Origin of the sequence: Streptomyces sp. NPDC058683, assembly GCF_042716195.1 — a bacterium.
In the GTDB taxonomy this organism is placed as follows: domain Bacteria; phylum Actinomycetota; class Actinomycetes; order Streptomycetales; family Streptomycetaceae; genus Streptomyces.
In genome coordinates this window covers 46,389-63,235 of sequence record NZ_JBHXSK010000053.1, presented here as the reverse complement: position 1 = coordinate 63,235, position 16,847 = coordinate 46,389, and the positions used below count along the sequence as shown (strand labels likewise).

The 16,847-nt window shown below is 71.0% G+C and carries 9 protein-coding genes; 8 read left to right on the top strand and 1 reads right to left on the bottom strand.

What is annotated here, in order from left to right:
* Position 1 precedes the first annotated feature (1 nt).
* The 8 genes from pstA (at position 2) to ACFWXC_RS41870 (ending at position 12,448) form a co-directional block, all read left to right on the top strand.
* Positions 2–1,624, top strand: a complete 1,623-nt coding sequence (pstA, locus tag ACFWXC_RS41905; RefSeq protein ID WP_384487534.1) for a phosphate ABC transporter permease PstA — start codon at positions 2–4, stop codon at positions 1,622–1,624.
* A complete protein-coding gene (gene pstS / locus ACFWXC_RS41900) occupies positions 1,624–3,306 on the top strand; it encodes a phosphate ABC transporter substrate-binding protein PstS (protein ID WP_384487532.1) in 1,683 nt (560 codons plus the stop codon). The genes pstA and pstS overlap by 1 nt, the downstream gene beginning before the upstream one ends.
* Positions 3,303–5,933, top strand: coding sequence for a hypothetical protein (locus ACFWXC_RS41895; protein WP_384487531.1), 2,631 nt, complete (start codon positions 3,303–3,305; stop codon positions 5,931–5,933). Before pstS ends, ACFWXC_RS41895 begins: the two co-directional genes overlap by 4 nt.
* Positions 5,934–6,070: 137 nt before the next feature.
* A complete protein-coding gene (locus ACFWXC_RS41890; RefSeq protein WP_384487530.1) occupies positions 6,071–8,068 on the top strand; it encodes an Ig-like domain repeat protein in 1,998 nt (665 codons plus the stop codon).
* A gap of 74 nt (positions 8,069–8,142) precedes the next feature.
* Positions 8,143–9,057, top strand: a complete 915-nt coding sequence (locus tag ACFWXC_RS41885) for a sortase (protein ID WP_384487528.1) — start codon at positions 8,143–8,145, stop codon at positions 9,055–9,057.
* 14 nt (positions 9,058–9,071) lie between these two features.
* Positions 9,072–9,944: a phosphate ABC transporter ATP-binding protein PstB gene (pstB, locus tag ACFWXC_RS41880; RefSeq protein ID WP_384487527.1), complete on the top strand. Its 873-nt coding sequence runs from the start codon at positions 9,072–9,074 to the stop codon at positions 9,942–9,944.
* A gap of 309 nt (positions 9,945–10,253) precedes the next feature.
* Positions 10,254–10,517, top strand: a complete 264-nt coding sequence (locus ACFWXC_RS41875; protein WP_351741198.1) for a hypothetical protein — start codon at positions 10,254–10,256, stop codon at positions 10,515–10,517.
* 131 nt (positions 10,518–10,648) lie between these two features.
* Positions 10,649–12,448 (top strand): phosphatidylglycerol lysyltransferase domain-containing protein, encoded by a 1,800-nt coding sequence (locus tag ACFWXC_RS41870; protein ID WP_384487525.1) that lies wholly within the window; start codon positions 10,649–10,651, stop codon positions 12,446–12,448.
* On the opposite strand, the gene ACFWXC_RS41865 is transcribed toward ACFWXC_RS41870, so the two are convergent.
* Entirely contained in the window at positions 12,426–16,811 is a 4,386-nt protein-coding gene (locus ACFWXC_RS41865; protein ID WP_384487523.1) for a hypothetical protein, read from the bottom strand. The two genes, ACFWXC_RS41870 and ACFWXC_RS41865, sit on opposite strands and share 23 nt — an antisense overlap.
* Positions 16,812–16,847: the final 36 nt, after the last annotated feature.

Sequence of the window (16,847 nt, the reverse complement as noted above, 5' to 3'; positions counted from 1 at the left end):
GATGACCGTCGTAGACCTTGAGAAGAACGTTCCGCAGGACGCCCCCCTGGACGTCCCCGCGGACGGCACGGCGAACGACTCCGTCGCCGGGCTTCCCGACGTGCCGCGCCGGATCGGCGGGCTCACCCGCTCCGGGGTGCTGTCGCTGTTCGGCGCCGCCGCCTCCGGGCTGTGCACCGCCGTCCTCCTCTTCGGCGAACTCGCGCCGTTCTCCGGTGGACTGGGCTTCTTCGTCACCGCATACCTTTCATTCCTAGGTATCTACGCGGTGTTGACAGGCCTTGAGGAGGACGGGCAGGCGGTACGGGACCGGGTGATGACCGTCGTCCTGTGGACCGCGGGCGGACTGATGTTCCTCGCGCTCGCGATGGTCGTCGGCTTCACCGCGTGGCGCGGCCGGGAGGCCCTGCCGCACGGCAACTTCTTCACCCAGGACATGCAGGCGGCGGGCCCGCTCGACCCGCTGACCCACGGCGGCATCGCGCACGCCATGGTCGGCACGCTCATCATGATCACCATCGCGCTGGCGATCACGGTCCCGCTGGGCCTGGCCTGCGCGGTGTACCTCAACCAGATCCGCGGCCGCTTCTCGCGGTTCGTCCGTACGATCGTCGAGGCGATGACCGCGCTGCCGTCGATCGTGGCCGGCCTGATGGTGTACGCGGTCTGGATCCTCGGTCTCGGCATGCAGAAGTCGGGTCTGGCGGCGGGCTTCGCGATCAGCGTGATGATGCTGCCGATCGTGATCCGCGCGGCGGACGTGGTGCTGCGCCTGGTGCCGGGCAACCTGACGGAGGCCTCCGAGGCCCTCGGCGCCCCGCGCTGGCGGACGGTGTGGCACGTGGTCCTGCCGACGGCCCGCTCCGGTCTCGCCACCGCCGTCATCCTCGGCACGGCCCGCGGCATCGGCGAGACCTCCCCGGTCCTGCTGACGGCGGGCTTCACGGCGGCGCTCAACGCCGACCCGACGAGCGGCCCGATGGTCTCCCTCCCCCTCGCCGTCTTCAACTTCGTCAAGTCCCCCGAGCCGACGATGATCGCCCGCGGTTTCGGCTCGGCGGCGGTCCTGATGGCACTGGTCCTGGTCCTCTTCGCGATCGCCCGGGTGATCGGTGGCCGCGGCCCCGGCCACCAGAACAAGCGCCAGGCGAGAAGAGCGGCGAGGGCGTCCCGCCGGGACACGACGAGGTTCGCCGACCTCCACACGCCGGGACTGGAGTTGTTCGAGACCGGTTCCACTGCAGGCGCCGACCGCAACGAGCACCCCGAGAGCGGCGCGGGACTGCATCAGCCGGCAACTCCACCGCGGAGCGCAACCGGCCACGCCGCAGCCGCGGCCGACAACGGCGAAGGTCCCCCGCACGAGACCGCGGCCGACAACGGCGAAGGCACCCCGCAGGAGGCCACAGCCGACAACGGCGAAGACACCCCGCAGAGGCCCGCACCCGACAACGGCGAAGACACTCCGCAGAAGGCCGCACCCGACAACGGCGAAAGAACCCCGCAGGGGCCCGCAGCCGCCGACGGCGATTCCGCCCCACAGGAGCCACCCGCACTCGACGACGAAACCCGCACGGGTGGTGCGGGTGGGAACACCGACCTCGCAACAGGAGACAGCCACTGATGTCCAGCCAGCTCCTCAACGCCCTAAGACGGCTGGGCATCCTGGCCGCACTGCTCGGCATCATCGGCACCCTCGCCGGTACCCCCGCCGTCGCCGACTCGTACACCCCCATCGCCGGTGCCGGCTCCACCTGGGCCGAGAACGCCGTCGACGAATGGCGTCGCGCCGTCAACCAGTACGGCATGCGGATCAGCTACGCCGGCACCGGTTCGTCGGACGGCCGCCGCCAGTTCCTCTCCGGCACCGTCGACTTCGCCGTCTCCGACATCCCGTTCCAGACGAACCCCACCGACGGCAGCGCGGCCGAGCGCCCGGCCTCGGGGTCGTACGCCTACATGCCGATCGTCGCCGGCGGCACGGTGTTCATGTACCACCTCACCGTCAACGGCAAGAAGGTCACCAACCTCCGCCTCTCCGGCGACGTGGTCACCAAGATCTTCACCGGGGTCATCAAGACCTGGGACGACCCGGTGATCAAGGCCGACAACCCCGGCCTCCAGCTGCCGCACCGCACCATCGTCCCGGTGGTCCGCTCGGACGGCTCCGGCTCCACCGCCCAGTTCACGATGTGGATGGCGAACCAGCACAAGTCGCTCTGGAACGCGTACTGCGCGAAGGTCGGCCGGTCCGGGTCCTGCGGCCAGACGTCGTACTACCCCACCGTCTCCGGCATGATCGCCCAGTCCGGTGACCTCGGTGTCGCCGGTTACGTCGCCCAGAACTACGGCGAGGGCGCGATCGGTTACGTCAACTACTCGTACGCCATCAACGCGCGGTATCCCGTGGCGAAGGTCCTGAACCACGCGGGCTACTACACCGAGCCGACCCCGTCGAACGTGGCGGTCTCGCTCCTCAAGGCGAAGATCAACACCAACAAGAGCTCGGCGGACTACCTCACCCAGCAGCTCGACGGCGTCTACAACGACACCGACAAGCGCAACTACCCGCTGTCCAGCTACTCGTACATGATCCTGCCGCTGAAGGTGCAGGGCACCTTCACCAAGGAAAAGGGCAAGACGCTCGGCGCCTTCTCCTACTACTTCATGTGCCAGGGCCAGCAACAGGCGCCGAAGCTCGGCTACTCGCCGCTGCCGATCAACCTCGTCCAGGCCGGCTTCGACCAGATCCGCCGGATCCCGGGCGTGAAGACGCAGAACATCAACATCAAGAACTGCAACAACCCGACCTTCACCGCCAGCGGCCAGAACCGGCTGGCCCAGACCGCGCCCTACCCCGCTGCCTGTGACAAGAAGGGCGCCGCACCCTGCACCACGGGCACCGGCGGCACCAAGAGCAACTCCAGCAACAACAACGGCGGCGGCACCTCCGGTGGCACCGGCGGCAGCGGCTCCGGCGGCGCGACCGGCACCGGTGGCGACACCGGCGGCTCCGCTGGAGGAAGCAGCGCCACGCCCTCCGTCGACCCCGACACCGGCCAGACCATCTCCCCGGACGGCACCGGATCCGGCGGCACCGGATCCAGCGCGGGTACGACCGCCGGCGGCACCGTCGCCCTCGCCCAGCCGGTCGCCGTGGCCACCGCGCACGGCTGGACCGGCACCCAGACGCTGATGCTGCTGGCCGCGGTCCTGGTCTTCGGCCTCCTCCTGCTGCCCTCGCTGGTCTCCCGACTGGTGGGCAGCAAGAGCAACGGCCGCTCGGACGACGGGAGTTCACGATGAGACGGCGGATCAGAAACGCCCTGGTCCGGCTGCTGGCCGGCGCCACCGTCGGCGCCCTCGCCGGTCTCGCCGTGGCCCAGGCGGCCCCGTCCGCCACCGCGGCGGGCGGCGCGGGCTCCGCGGTGACGGTGTCCGGACGCGATGAGTTCAAGGACATGAAGTTCACGGTCAGCCAGACCACCCACCTCACCAGCCAGGCCATCTCGGTCAGCTGGTCCGGCGGCGCGCCGACCACGTTCGCGGGCTCGCAGTTCAACACCGGTTTCGTACAGATCATGCAGTGCTGGGGCGACGACGACGGGACGGTCCCGTCCAACCCCGGCCCGTCACGGACCCAGTGCCAGTTCGGCGCCTCCCCCACCACGAACCGCGGTGGCTGGCCGGGCAACGGACAGGACGACACCCGGCAGATCTTCTACAGCGCCGACCCGACGAACTACGGCCAGGACGACCGGTACGGCGCCACCAACCCGAACGCCCCCGGCGAGGTCCCCTTCAAGTCGGTGGACGGCACCACGATCACCAGAAACACCCAGAACAACCCGCTCTTCAACTACAACACCACCAACGAGGTCGACTTCGCCCGCACCAGCGATGACGGCAGCGGCCAGGAGTACTTCGAGGTCCAGACCGCCAACGAGGCCCCGCACCTCGGCTGCGGCGTCCCCGTCACCACCGACGGCGTCACCCGACCCCGCTCCTGCTGGCTGGTGATCGTCCCGCAGGGCAGTCTCGACCTGGACGGCAAGCCGTACGCCGACCAGAGCCACGTCAATGCGGGCTCCCCGGTCTCCTCGACCAACTGGAAGAACCGCGTCGCCGTCAAGCTGGACTTCAACAACGTGGGCACCAACTGCGCCCTCGGCTCCGACGAACGCCCGACCACGGGCAGCGAGCTGGCGGCCGACGCGATGACCAGCTGGCAGGCCAGGCTGTGCACGGAGGGCAAGGTCTACAGCTACACCGAGTACGGCGAGCCCAACACCCGGGCCCGGCTCATCTCGGACGGCTCCAGCGGTCTCGCCTTCACCACCCGCAAGCTCGGTGCCGACCCGGGCACCAGCGCGCCATCGGGTACGACGACCTACGCGCCGGTCGCGCTGAGCGGGGCCGTCATCGGGTTCACGATCGAACGCAGACCCAAGTCCACGGCGCCGGAGAGCGTCCAGAAACTCGCGGGCACCAAGGTCGAGTCGATCAAGCTCGACCCCCGCCTGCTGGCCAAGCTGCTCACCGAGTCGTACCGCAACTCCACCTGGGGTTCGGTGCTCAACAGCGGGGTGGCCAAGGGGTACGGCTGGGCCAAGAACAACCCGGCGGGACTCGCCTCCGACCCCGAGTTCATCTCCCTGAACCCCGAGTTCGCCAATCTTTCGGTCGCCGAGACGCCGGCCACCGACACCGATCTGATGACCTCGCTGGGCCACACCGACACCGCCCGCGCGCTCTGGCAGTGGATCGTCGCCGACAAGGACGCCCGGCAGTTCCTCGCCGGTGTCCCCGACGACGACGGGATGCGGGTGAACCCGTACTACAGCACCAACGCGGACCTGAACCCGTCCGGCGCCGCCTTCGACCCGTCGAACACCGACGAGTACCCGAAGAACGACCCCTGGTGCACGGTCCCGCCCGGTTCCGGCGCGCCCGACGACAGCAAGCAGTGCATGACCGACTTCCACCCCTACGTGGACGACATGCACGCCGGCGCCCTGCACACCCGGCGCGCGGACACACTCTGGAAGTCCAGCTGGGACCAGCTGGCCAGCCCGCCGGCGTACAAGAGCGTCGGTCCGCAGACGGTCGGCTCGCGCTTCGTGATCACGGTGACGGACGTGGCCTCCGCCGCCCGCTACGGGCTGCAGACCGCCGAACTGGAGAACAGCGCGGGCAAGTTCGTCGCCCCGACCGCGGCGAGCCTGACCGCGGCCGCGGCGGGCGCCTCCGGTTCCGGCGTCGCGGAGATCACCCCGGCGAACGCCACGGCCAAGGGTGCCTATCCGCTGGCCCAGCTGGTCTACGCGACGGTGCGCCCCGGCAAGGTGACCAAGGCCGCCCGCGAGGACTACGCCGCCCTGCTGCGGTACGCGGCGGCCACCGGCCAGACCTCCGGCTCCGACCCGGGCAAGCTGCCCGTCGGCTACGCCCCCCTCTCCCAGAAGCTGCGCGCCCAGACCGTCAAGGCGGCCGACGCGCTGCTCCACTACACCGGCCCGAGCCCCGCCGGCGACGGCTCGGCCGACGGGGGCGGCACGGACACCTCCGGTGGCGGCGCGCCCGGCTCCGCCGGGGACACCGGGGGCACCGGCGCCGTCGGCGGCACGGGTGCCGGGGCCGGTGGCACCGGCACCAGCGCCTCGCCGAGCGCGTCGGCGTCGTTCGACGGCGGCAAGGCGCTGGAGACCACCGCGGCCGGCAACACCCCGGCCGACCCGGCCAACCCGCTGCGGTACGCCGTTCCGGCGGGCGCCGCGCTCGGGGCGGTCGCCGGAGTGGGCGCGCCCTTTGCCGGAGGCCGGCAGCTGTCGATCGCTTCCGTGACGACGGCGGTACGTCGTCTGCGGGTGCGTCGTGGCTGGCCGCGCCCACGCGGCGGTAGCCGCAAATCCAATACCGCCCCGCGCCCCTGATGGGCGCTACCCCAACCGGAGCCAAGTGCTCCCCACAGACGGCCGCCCGCCCCGAAAGGCAGTCGGGGCGGACGGTCTGCACCACCCTGCCAGATCCCTCTGCAACACCCCAGCTAGCTCTCGTCAGGAGACTCTCGATGCGCAATCTGCGCTCTTCGGCGGCGCTCGTCGCCGCGGCCGTGGTGGCCGGCGGCCTGGCCCTCGCCACCCCGGCGGTCGCCGACCCCACCCCCGCGGGCACCTTCCGCCAGCTGGTCGGCGTGGGCTCGGACACCACCCAGGACGTGGTCAACGCCCTGGCCGGCGACACCGTCAACGGCACCAGCTACGCCGCGACCGCCGTGAAGTCGGCGGCCGGCGCCGGTATCGCCTCGTACGACGCGATCGAGCCCGGCACCGGCTCCACCACGTCCACCATCGTCACCCGCTCCGGCGGCGCGCCGTTCACCCGCCCGAACGGCTCCGGCAACGGCCAGAAGGCGCTGTCCGCGTCGCTGACCGGCGACAAGTTCCCGGCCGGCACCGGTACCGTCATCAAGGGCCAGGTCGACTTCGCCCGCTCCTCCGGCGGCCCGACCGCCACCGGAACCGCGCTCACCTACGTTCCGATGGCCCGGGACGCCGTCGGTGTCGCGGTCAAGGGCTCGGCCCTGAACTCGCTGACCAAGCAGCAGCTGTTCGAGATCTACTCCGGTTCGCTCACCGAGCTGAACGGCCAGACCCTGCACCCGAAGATCCCGCAGGACGGCTCGGGCACCCGCAAGTTCTTCCTCGCGGCGATCGGCATGTCCACCACGCCGCTCGGGGCGAACGTCCAGGTCGTCCAGGAGAACCAGGCCAACACGGCCCTCACCGAGGACGGCGCGCTCGTCCCGTTCTCCGTGGGCTCCTGGATCGCCCAGAACAACGGCGTCTCCCCCGACTACAGCAAGGCCGCGGCCGCGGCCGGCGGCCACCTGGCCTCCATCACGCTGCCGGGCGACACCGGCGACACCAGCCCGGTCACCACGGTGAACGGCAAGCTGGCCCCGGTCCAGGCCTACTACGAGAACTCGACGTTCGGCCGTGACGTCTACAACGTCGTCCCGTCCCGGGCGATCGACCCGACCAGCGTCTTCTTCGACAAGGACCTGTACGACGTCTTCGTCACCAGCGGCAGCCACATCGCCGCGACGGCGTCGGAGAACGCCGAGAAGGTCATCGCGGCGTTCGGCTTCGTCAACGAGCCGTACAACGGCTCCATCAACCTGCAGGCCAAGCACGCTCTGCAGGGCGGCCTGGAGGGTGCCTCCTCCGCCGTCACGGTGCCGGCCGCGCCGGTCCTCAAGTCCACCGTGGGCGACGCCAGCCTGAAGCTGTCCTGGACGGCCCCGGCCGCCACCCCGCTGCCGCTGACCGACTACCGGGTGACGCTGGCCGACGCGGACGGCGGGGTCGTCGCCACCAAGGACGTCCCGGCCACCACCAAGACGTACTCCTTCACCGGTCTCGCCAACGGCACCTACACCGCCACGGTCACCGGCTACAACATCGTCGGCGCCGGCGCGGACGCCACCTGGAAGGGTGCGGTCAAGTACGCCAGCACCACCAAGGCCACCACCGCCACCACCGCCTACGGCAAGACCCCGAAGGTCGCCGTCGCCGTCACCGGCACGCACGGTGTCAAGCCGACCGGCAAGGTCACCGTCAAGGACGGCACCACGGTCGTCGGCACCGGCACCCTGGACTCGGCGGGCAAGGTCAGCGTCAGCCTGTCGAACCACCTCAAGGTCGCCACGCACTCGCTGTCGGTCTCCTACCCGGGCACCTCCAAGCTCAACGCGTCCTCCACGACCGTCTCCCTGAAGATCACCAAGGCGTCGGCGGCGGTCTCCACCTCGCACCCCACCTCGGTGAGCCACACCGCCAGGGCCAAGGTCACCGTCAAGGTCACCGCGACCGGCACCACCCCGGGCGGCACCGTCCGCATCTACCAGGGCTCCAAGGTCATCGCGACCGGCACCCTGAGCGGCGGCAAGGTCACCATCACCCTGCCGAAGCTGTCCAAGGGCAAGCACACCCTGCACGCCTTCTACGTCGGTTCCTCGACCGTGAACTCGAAGACCGGCGCCAACTTCACCATCACCTCCAAGTAACCGTCTGACGGGCCCGCCGGGAGCCTTGGGGCTCCCGGCGGCCCCGCACGCATCTTCCGAAGGAGGCGGGCCCCGTGACCGTCGCCGTACCGACACCGAAAGCTCTGGCTGCGGCCGTGCCGCGCAGGCCCGTCCGCAGCCTCACCTTCGTCCGCCACCTCTCACGGGGCGGACTGCTCAGCCTCGCCGCCCTGCTGCTGGGCATCACCGCGCAGCTGCTGGTGGTCAGCGGGGCCCAGCAGCACTCCGCGCAGCACGCCGACTTCGACCAGCTGCGCGAGCAACTCGCCCTCGGCACCGCCCCGGTGGCCCAGACCGACCAGGACGGCAAGCTGCTGGCACCGGGCACCCCGCTCGCGATCGTCAGGATTCCGAAGCTGGGCCTGAGCCAGGTCGTCCTGGAGGGCACCGACTCCTCCGTGCTGACCGACGGCCCCGGGCACCGCCGGGACACCCCGATGCCCGGCCAGGCCGGCACCAGCGTGCTGATGGGCCGGGCGGCGGCGTACGGCGGCCCGTTCGGCAGGCTCTCGCAGCTGACCACGGGCGACACGTTCACCGTGATCACCGGCCAGGGCAAGGCGAAGTACCTGGTCATCGACGTACGACGGGCCGGGGATCCGGCGCCGGCCCCGCTCGCCGCCGGCAAGAGCCGGCTGGTGCTGATCACGGCGACGGGGCCGAAGTTCGTGCCCTCGGGTGTCCTGCGCGTCGACGCCGACCTGGTCTCCGAGCCGTTCCAGACCCCCGCGGCCGTGATCCGCGCCGGCACGCTGCCGGACTCCGAGGAACCCCTCGCCCGCCCCTCCGGGGTGCCGTGGCCGCTGGTGATGTGGCTGCAGGCGCTGCTGCTCACCGCCGTGGCCGCCGTCTGGACCTGGCACCGCTGGGGCCGCCACCAGACGTGGATCGTCTTCGCCCCGGTCGTCGCGGTGCTCGGCCTCCAGGTCGCGACGCGGACCACCGAACTGCTGCCGAATCTGCTGTGAACCAGGTGAATGAGATGACCGAGACCGCGACGACCGACACCGCCGCGCCCGACGCCGCGACGACCGACACCGCCGTACTGCCCGCCGCCGTCCCGGTGGTGGACGGCCCCGCCCCCGCCACCCTCGAAGCCCGTGCCGTCTCCGCCTGGTTCGGCTCCCACCAGGTGCTCAGCCAGGTGTCGCTGACCATGCCCGCGGGCGAGGTCACCGCGCTCATCGGGCCGTCCGGCTGCGGCAAGTCGACGTTCCTGCGCACCCTCAACCGGATGCACGAGATGATCCCCTCGGCGCAGTTCGGCGGTGAGGTGCTCTTCGAGGGCGAGGACATCTACAACCCGTCCTGGCGCCTGACCGACGCCCGCCGCAGGATCGGCATGGTCTTCCAGAAGCCGAACCCGTTCCCGGCGATGTCGATCTACGACAACGTGGTGGCCGGCCTCAAGCTGACCGGCACGAAGGTGAACCGGCGGGAGCGGGACGAGCTGGTCGAGGAGTCCCTGACCCGCGCGGGCCTGTGGAAGGAGGTCCGCGACCGGCTCCGGCAGCCGGGCGGCGCCCTCTCCGGCGGCCAGCAGCAGCGCCTGTGCATCGGGCGGGCGCTGGCGGTCCGCCCCCGGGTGCTGCTGATGGACGAGCCGTGCTCGGCGCTGGACCCCACGTCCACCCGCCGCGTGGAGGAGACGATCCAGGACCTGGCCGGCCAGGTCACCATCGTGATCGTCACCCACAACATGCAGCAGGCGGCGCGTGTCTCCCAGCAGTGCGCGTTCTTCCTGGCCGAACAGGGCACCCCGGGCGGCATCGTCGAACACGGCGCCACGGACGCCGTCTTCAACTCCCCGCAGGACCAGCGCACCGCGGACTACGTGGCGGGCCGGTTCGGCTGAGCCCGGCCGGCGGCAGGAGGGTCGATCGCCCGCCGGGTTTCCTCAGGGGACGGAACCCGGCGGCGCCCCGCACCGGTACGGCGACGACCGATTCGTCCCGCGCCGTCATCCCCGCGTACGCCGCGCCGTCACCCGTGCGGACCACGGCGGCGGGAAGCTGTGACCGAGGACACCGAGGACACCGGCCCGGGGCGCGCTGCCCCCCGTGTCCACGCCGATGTGAATACGCACGTCCTGAGGCCTTGCGGACCCTACGTATTGTAGGTTCCCCATCGGCCACGGCGGCTCGTCAGCTCATCGGGGGTACTCATGCAGGGCACGGACACACAGGAGGCGCGGCGCGGCCTCGCCCCCACGGTGGCGGTGCTGGTGGCGAGCCTGCTGGTCGCGGCGGTGGGCGTGTACGAGCTGTCCGGCTTCGGCCTGCACAGCCTGGACCGGCGCCCGCACCTGTTCAGCGACGGGCTGGCGACGGGCGGGGTGATCGTCGCGGCGGTGGCGGCGGGGGCGGCGATCGGGAACCTGGCGTGGGTGCTGGCGGCCCGGTGGCGGGCCGAGCGGGAGTGTCCGTAAGAGGACCCTCCCCCTGTTCACACCGTATTCCGCACCACGACCGGTCGCTCTCCCGGTCCGCGCCGTTACCCTACAGACTGTAGGGTCAGCTCCCTCCGCCATCGTCCCCGTCCCCAAGGTGACCGGTCACCATGCCCGCACAGCCGACGACCCTGATCCCCCCACGCGCGTCGGGCGACCGCCGCGCCCCCGCCGCCGCCCCCGGCGGCGCACTGCGCAGGCGGGCCGCCGACGCCACCGTCTGGTACCTGCGCCTGATCGCCGTCCTGAACATAGCGGCGGTGCTGTCCCTGCCGTTCCGCCAGGAGGTCGACGAACACAACAACGGCCGCCTCACCCTGCACCTGCACCGGCAGCACGCCCACCACTCCGGCCAGTTCTTCACCCCGTACCTGGCCACGGCGGGCCTGGTCTCGGCCGCCCTGGCGATCTTCTTCGTGCTGGTGATGCGGCGCCGCAAGCGAGCGGCGTGGGTGGTCAACGTGCTTCTGTCCACCCCCCTCTTCGCCCTCTACGTCCTCGCCCTCACCCAGCACGAGTACCGCGCCCACGTCTTCAACTGGGTCTCCGCCGCCCTGACCGGCCTCTTCGTGGCCGCACTGCTGATCAGCCGGCGGGAGTTCCACGCGGTGGGCGACCCGTCGAACCCGAGGCTGGCGCTGGCGGTGGGCGTGGGCGGCGTGGTCGTCACCGGCGTCCTCGGCACGCTCCTCGTCCACGCGACGAACAAGCTTCCCGGCGCCACCCTCCCCGACGAGATCGCCTACACCCTCCTGAGGGGCGTCAGCGTCGGCCCGCTCGCCGACCGCGTCACCGCGGTGCACGCCCCGCGCTGGACCGACATCGTCGTCAACGCCCTCCTCGCGGCCGCCTTCTGCCTGGTCCTGTACGCCGGTTTCCGCTCCCCGCGCGGCCGGCGCCTGCTCGGCCCGGAGGACGAGGCAAGGCTGCGCACGCTGCTCGACAGGCACGGCGCCCGCGACTCCCTCGGCTACTTCGCCCTGCGCCGCGACAAGGCGGCGATCTTCTCGCCCACCGGCAAGGCGGCGGTCACCTACCGCGTCGTGGGCGGCGTCAGCCTGGCGTCCGGCGACCCGATCGGCGACCCGGAGGCGTGGCCCGGCGCGATCGACGCGTGGCTGACGGAGGCCCGGCAGCACGCCTGGACCCCCGCGGTCATGGGCGCGAGCGAGGAGGCCGGCACGGTCTATGCCCGGCACGGCCTGGACGCCCTGGAACTGGGCGACGAGGCGATCGTCGACATCGCCGACTTCACCCTCGAAGGCCGCGCGATGCGGGTGGTCCGCCAGGCCCACAACCGGGTCCGACGGGCCGGCTACACGGTCCGCGTCCGCCGCCACGAGGACATCCCGCCCGACGAGATGTCCCTGCTGATCGACCGGGCGGACCACTGGCGCGACGGCACCACGGAACGCGGCTTCTCGATGGCGCTCGGCCGCCTCGGCGACCCGGCGGACGGCCGCTGCGTGATGCTGGAGTGCCGGGACGCCGACGACGTCCCCCGCGCCCTCCTCAGCTTCGTCCCCTGGGGCGAACAGGGCCTCTCCCTGGACCTGATGCGCCGGGACCGCGACGCGGAGAACGGCCTGATGGAGTTCATGGTCGTGGAGCTCCTCCTCAAGGCACCCGACCTGAAGGTGGACCGGGTCTCCCTGAACTTCGCGATGTTCCGCTCGGTCTTCGAACGCGGCTCCCGCCTCGGCGCCGGCCCGGTCCTCCGCCTCTGGCACGCGACCCTGACCTTCTTCTCCCGCTGGTGGCAGATCGAGTCCCTGTACCGAGCGAACGCGAAGTACCGCCCGATATGGGAACCGCGCTACATCCTCTTCACGAAGAGCAGCGACCTCCCGAGGATCGGTTTGGCAAGCGCCCGGGCGGAGGGGTTCCTCACGGTTCCTTGGGGGTCATGACGAGTCCGGGGACTCGGGGGAGGGCGGCGCGGACGGCTTCGGCCACTCGGGAGAGCTTCACGTCCAGACGGGTCAGGCGGGTCAGGAGATCAGGCAGGGGGAGCCCGGCGTAGGCGACGATCTCAAGGAAGTCGGAGATCGGCTTCCACAGGCTGAGGGGAAGGACTCCGACGGTCGTGCCCTGTACGTACGTGTCGAAGCACAGGCCACGATCGACCTCGTCCAGGTCGTCGACGCCGAGAACAGGCACGCGAAAACCGAATGCGGTCACACGTTCGACGACCTCCTCGGGTTCCATCAGCAGATTGCGGCCGGCGGAGACAAGGTGGTGCAGGGGCACCGGTTCGTTCTGGTCCAGCCGCTGTTCACCCTCGCCGTTCACGGCCACGCCCAGTAGTCCGGGATCGTCCCTGCGTGCCTTGGTCGGAGGTGCGGTCAGCGAGGTGCCCAAGCCGTAACAGGCCAGCCGGTCGACGACGCCGTTGGGCGGCTGGGCCGTGTTGTGGGCAGCACGCACCACCGCGCTCACCGGAACCCGGCGGTCCGGTCCGAGTCTGTCCCAGCTCCCCAGGGCGGCCCTGACCTCGCGGAGGTACACCCTGTCATGGGGCCCGACCTGTTCGGGAAGTTGTGTGTCCGGCGGGTTCAGGCCGTAGACGCGCAGCCGCGCGGCCAGCCGGGCCGGTGGCATCCCCAACTCATGGGCTGCCGAGACCAGGGATTCGAGGGGGATCTCGTCCCCTCCCTGGTAGAACCCCACCCACCGGGAACCGAGGATCCTGATGTCCTCGGGTTCGACCTCGTCGGGCAGCATGCCGACGGTGAGCGACAGCCCCTCCATCCGACGGGCCATGTCACCGAGCGGGACGGACGAGGCCTGCGCGGCACGAGCCAACAGGCCCAGCGGCAGGGGCGTCGTCGCCTTGAGCCGCCTCAGCTCCTCGAAGTCCCAGTCCCACTCCTCGCTCCGCCGCAGCAGTTCTCCGGCCAGGGGCTCGTCGAACCCGCCCAGCTCCGGACGGAATCCATAGCTCCGCAAAGTCTCGACCACGTCCGGGAACGACCGGCGCGTCACCGACATGGCGGCCACCACATGCCCGATGTCGACCGGCGTGTCCAGGCTGAGCCAGGGTTCCTGGGCGTTCAGGGAGTGGCTGAGCACGGCCACCACCCAGGCGTCCGGGGTGTCCGTCGGCATGCCCTCACCGGGAGTCTCGAAGCCGAGCGCCGCCATCCGGGCCCGTGCCTCCTCGATCCCGATGTTCAGCGCCAGGTGCGCCCTGAGGAGATGCCCCGGTGGCACGGGCTTTCCCGGGTCGCACCACCTGATGGCACCGGCAGCCGACGGACCGCCAAGACCACTGTCGAGCAGTGCCGTTCCCAACGGGTCCACCTCGATGTCATCACCAGGCGCTTGAGGGGGCGTCAGCCCCAGCAGCTCCATGCGGCCCAGCACGTCCCGGTACGCCACGCCACAGGCCTCGGCGACGGAATACGCGTGTCCCGGACGCGAGAGCTCTTCGGAGAGGTCGCCCTTTTCGGGCCACTTCCGGTTCCAGGGCAAGTTCGCGAGGGTGCGCAGCAGTACGTCCGAGGGCCGGGCGGCGAGAACGCCCCGGACTCGGGACAGCTCCGGAACCAGCTCGGTCAGTGCGGCCAGTTCGGCGCTGGGCCGATGCGCCAGCAGCCGCCACAGCAGTGTGACGTCGTCCAGGGTGCCGTCGAGTGGGACCGTGCCGGTGCCGTCCCGGCCGGGACGCGCATCCTTCCGGTGCACCATGCGGAGATCGGGCGGGAAGAACCCCACCCTGGCCACGGGTGCGGTATGGCCGTGCAGTTCCAGTGCGAAGCCCGCCGCCCCGGCCGCCTCCGTCACGATGTCCGCGAGCCTGGGGTTCGCCCCTGAGACCTCGGCGAGCCATCTCGTCGTCAGCAACGGCGGCTGCGCCGCGAACAGCGCCGGCAACGCGTCCCGGACGAGCCGCTCCACCTGGTCGCCCACCTCGCCGTCCAGGATCTCCATGCGGTCCACCGACAGGTCCTTCGGCCGCGTCGCCCCGGTCAGGTTCACCACCGCGCCCCTGAGCCGCAATGTGACGTTCGGACCGGCCAGCACCCCTCGCCGTACCCGGGGCTGGATGAAGATCCCGTCGGCCAGGATGCCGCCGCCGTGTTCGCACCACACCACCTGACCGTGAACGCCGTAGCCGCCCTCGGGGCGGCCGACCGTCCTGCCGTGCGCGAGGAATCCGGCCGGTCCGCCGAAGGGAGCTTCCCGGCGCCGGAGTACACCGGGCTTCCACCTCGCCTCCTGCTTGTCGTGCCTGGCACGGGTATGGAACTCGGCGATGCCCAGGAACCTGCGCAGCTCCTGCACGCAGGAAGGGGCCTTCTTGCCGTCCCGGAGGTAGAGGCGCACCGTGGTGCCGACACGCCTGCGCTCCTCACTGAGCCTGACCCGGAAGTAGTGGCCTGGACCGGTGATCAGCACGGTGAGCTGCTCCGAACCGCCTCTCGCGGGGCAGGTGGTGACACGGATCTCGTCGGCCAGCATGAAGTAGCTGAGCACGCCGATGCCGAACCTGCTGTTCGGGTAGACGTCGATGCCGTCCCTGCGCCACGCCTCGGACTCCTCCTGGAAACGGGCGTGTTCGGCGAACCGTACTCCGGCCTGCGAGAACACCTCGGCGAGGACGGTCTCGTCCATGCCGATGCCGTTGTCCCGGCACTCCAGGTAGTAGCGCTGCTCGTCCTCGTCGTACCCCTGCTCGAACTCGATCCGGCACCTGAAGTCGTCCTCGCCGTTGCGGGCGTGCTCCCAGGCCTTGCGGAGCCGGCAGGCGTCCAGGGCGTTCTGGTACAGCTCGCGGATGGCCAGGGAGCGGTCCCGGTAGAGGTTCTCGCCCATGAGGAGTTCCTGGATGCGGGTCTCGTCCAGCCGGAAGCGGATCACCTCGCCGCCCCGCTTGGGCTCGCCGGTGTCGTCGACCTCGTGCACCTCGTCGGCGTGCGCGTACACCGGCAACTCGCCGATCTCGTCCGTGGGCCGGGTGCGGCGCGCGTCCCGCAGCAGGGTGTCGACGTGCCGCGTGTGTTCGACGAGCGCGGCCACGACGGCGGGGTGGCCGCAGGCCGCCTGGAGACCGAGTGCGTCTCCGCGCGGAATCCACCGGGCCTCGTTCAGCACGATCCGCAGCGAGGCGGCCGTCACCGGCTCCGGAATGCCCACGTGTTCGACGACGTCCGGGGGCAGGTCGGTCGCCTCCAGGGCCATGGCATGGGCGATCGCGAACAACGGCCCGACCAGGTCCTCCCGGACCTTCTGCCACTCACCGCCTTCGAGTTCGACCGGGAACGGTTCGTGGTTCAGCAGTCCGTCCCGCCCCCTGGCGTACAGCGTGCGCGGCGGCAGATGGGCACAGGCCAGCAGCCGAGTGAGCAGCCGACGGTCGAGGAGCATGCCCAGGCCGGTGTCCCCGAGGTCCAGTTCGGCCAGCAGGACGCGCAACGAGCCGGTCTCCTGTCGCGCCCACTGGTGGAAGAGCCACCAGCCGATCTCCGGGCGCCCGTCCCCGCGGTCGGGCAGCGTGTGGCCGCGCTCGGCCTGCCGGACGAGCCGCCGGTGGCTGCGCAGCAGGACGTTGTGCTTCTCCCGGTACGGTCCGCCCTGTACCCGGTCGTTCAGGTTCGCGGGATCGACGTGGGCGAGTTCCGCGACGGTGTACGCGCCGTGCACCTGGTACAGAAAGGGCAGCAGGGCGATCAGGGCGGCCTCGGCGGGCGCCAGGCTCGCCCGCTGCAGACGTCCGTGCATCTCGTGCAGCAGGAGCTCCGCCGCCTGGGTCATACGGTGGGCGAACTCCGGGTCGTGCCAGGGATCCTGGTCCAGCAGGCCGCGCCGCTCGTCGTACAGCTTCGCGAGCCGTCGTACGACGTCCCGCGTCCGCTCCCGCACCGTCACGGCCCGCTCCTGCTCGGCGGCGAGGACGAGCTGCCAGGCCCGGGAGGTGGTCACGGCGTCCAGCCAGTCCTGGCCGAAGCCCGGTCGAACCGGCGGTTCCTCGGGTTTGACCGCCTTGCCTTCGCGGGCTCTGCGGGCCGCGTCCGCGAGGTTGTCCCACTGACTCCGTGTGAGGCGTGGCACGGAATCGGGGTTGCGGACCTGCGCGAGTTCCGTCAACACGTGCAGGAAGGCGTGCAGTTTGGCCTTGTCCCTGGGAACGACCTTGCACTGGCGCCAGCCGTCGATCGTGGGGGGCGGAACAGTGAGGCTGCATTTCCGCGCGATGTGCGCGCTCACGGATACCGAACTGGGTCCCCCGGCCGCCTTGAGCAGCCTCTCCAACTGTTCCTCGTAGGTCACCGACTGTCCCCCTCCCACCCGACCCGTACGACCCGT

Excerpts from the sequence above, each read along its gene's own strand:
- pstB (WP_384487527.1), top strand. The coding sequence starts at position 9,072 with ATGACCGAGACCGCGACGACCGACACCGCCGCGCCCGACGCCGCGACG.
- ACFWXC_RS41875 (WP_351741198.1), top strand. The coding sequence starts at position 10,254 with ATGCAGGGCACGGACACACAGGAGGCGCGGCGCGGCCTCGCCCCCACG.
- ACFWXC_RS41895 (WP_384487531.1), top strand. The coding sequence starts at position 3,303 with ATGAGACGGCGGATCAGAAACGCCCTGGTCCGGCTGCTGGCCGGCGCC.
- ACFWXC_RS41870 (WP_384487525.1), top strand. The coding sequence starts at position 10,649 with ATGCCCGCACAGCCGACGACCCTGATCCCCCCACGCGCGTCGGGCGAC.
- ACFWXC_RS41890 (WP_384487530.1), top strand. The coding sequence starts at position 6,071 with ATGCGCAATCTGCGCTCTTCGGCGGCGCTCGTCGCCGCGGCCGTGGTG.
- pstA (WP_384487534.1), top strand. The coding sequence starts at position 2 with ATGACCGTCGTAGACCTTGAGAAGAACGTTCCGCAGGACGCCCCCCTG.
- pstS (WP_384487532.1), top strand. The coding sequence starts at position 1,624 with ATGTCCAGCCAGCTCCTCAACGCCCTAAGACGGCTGGGCATCCTGGCC.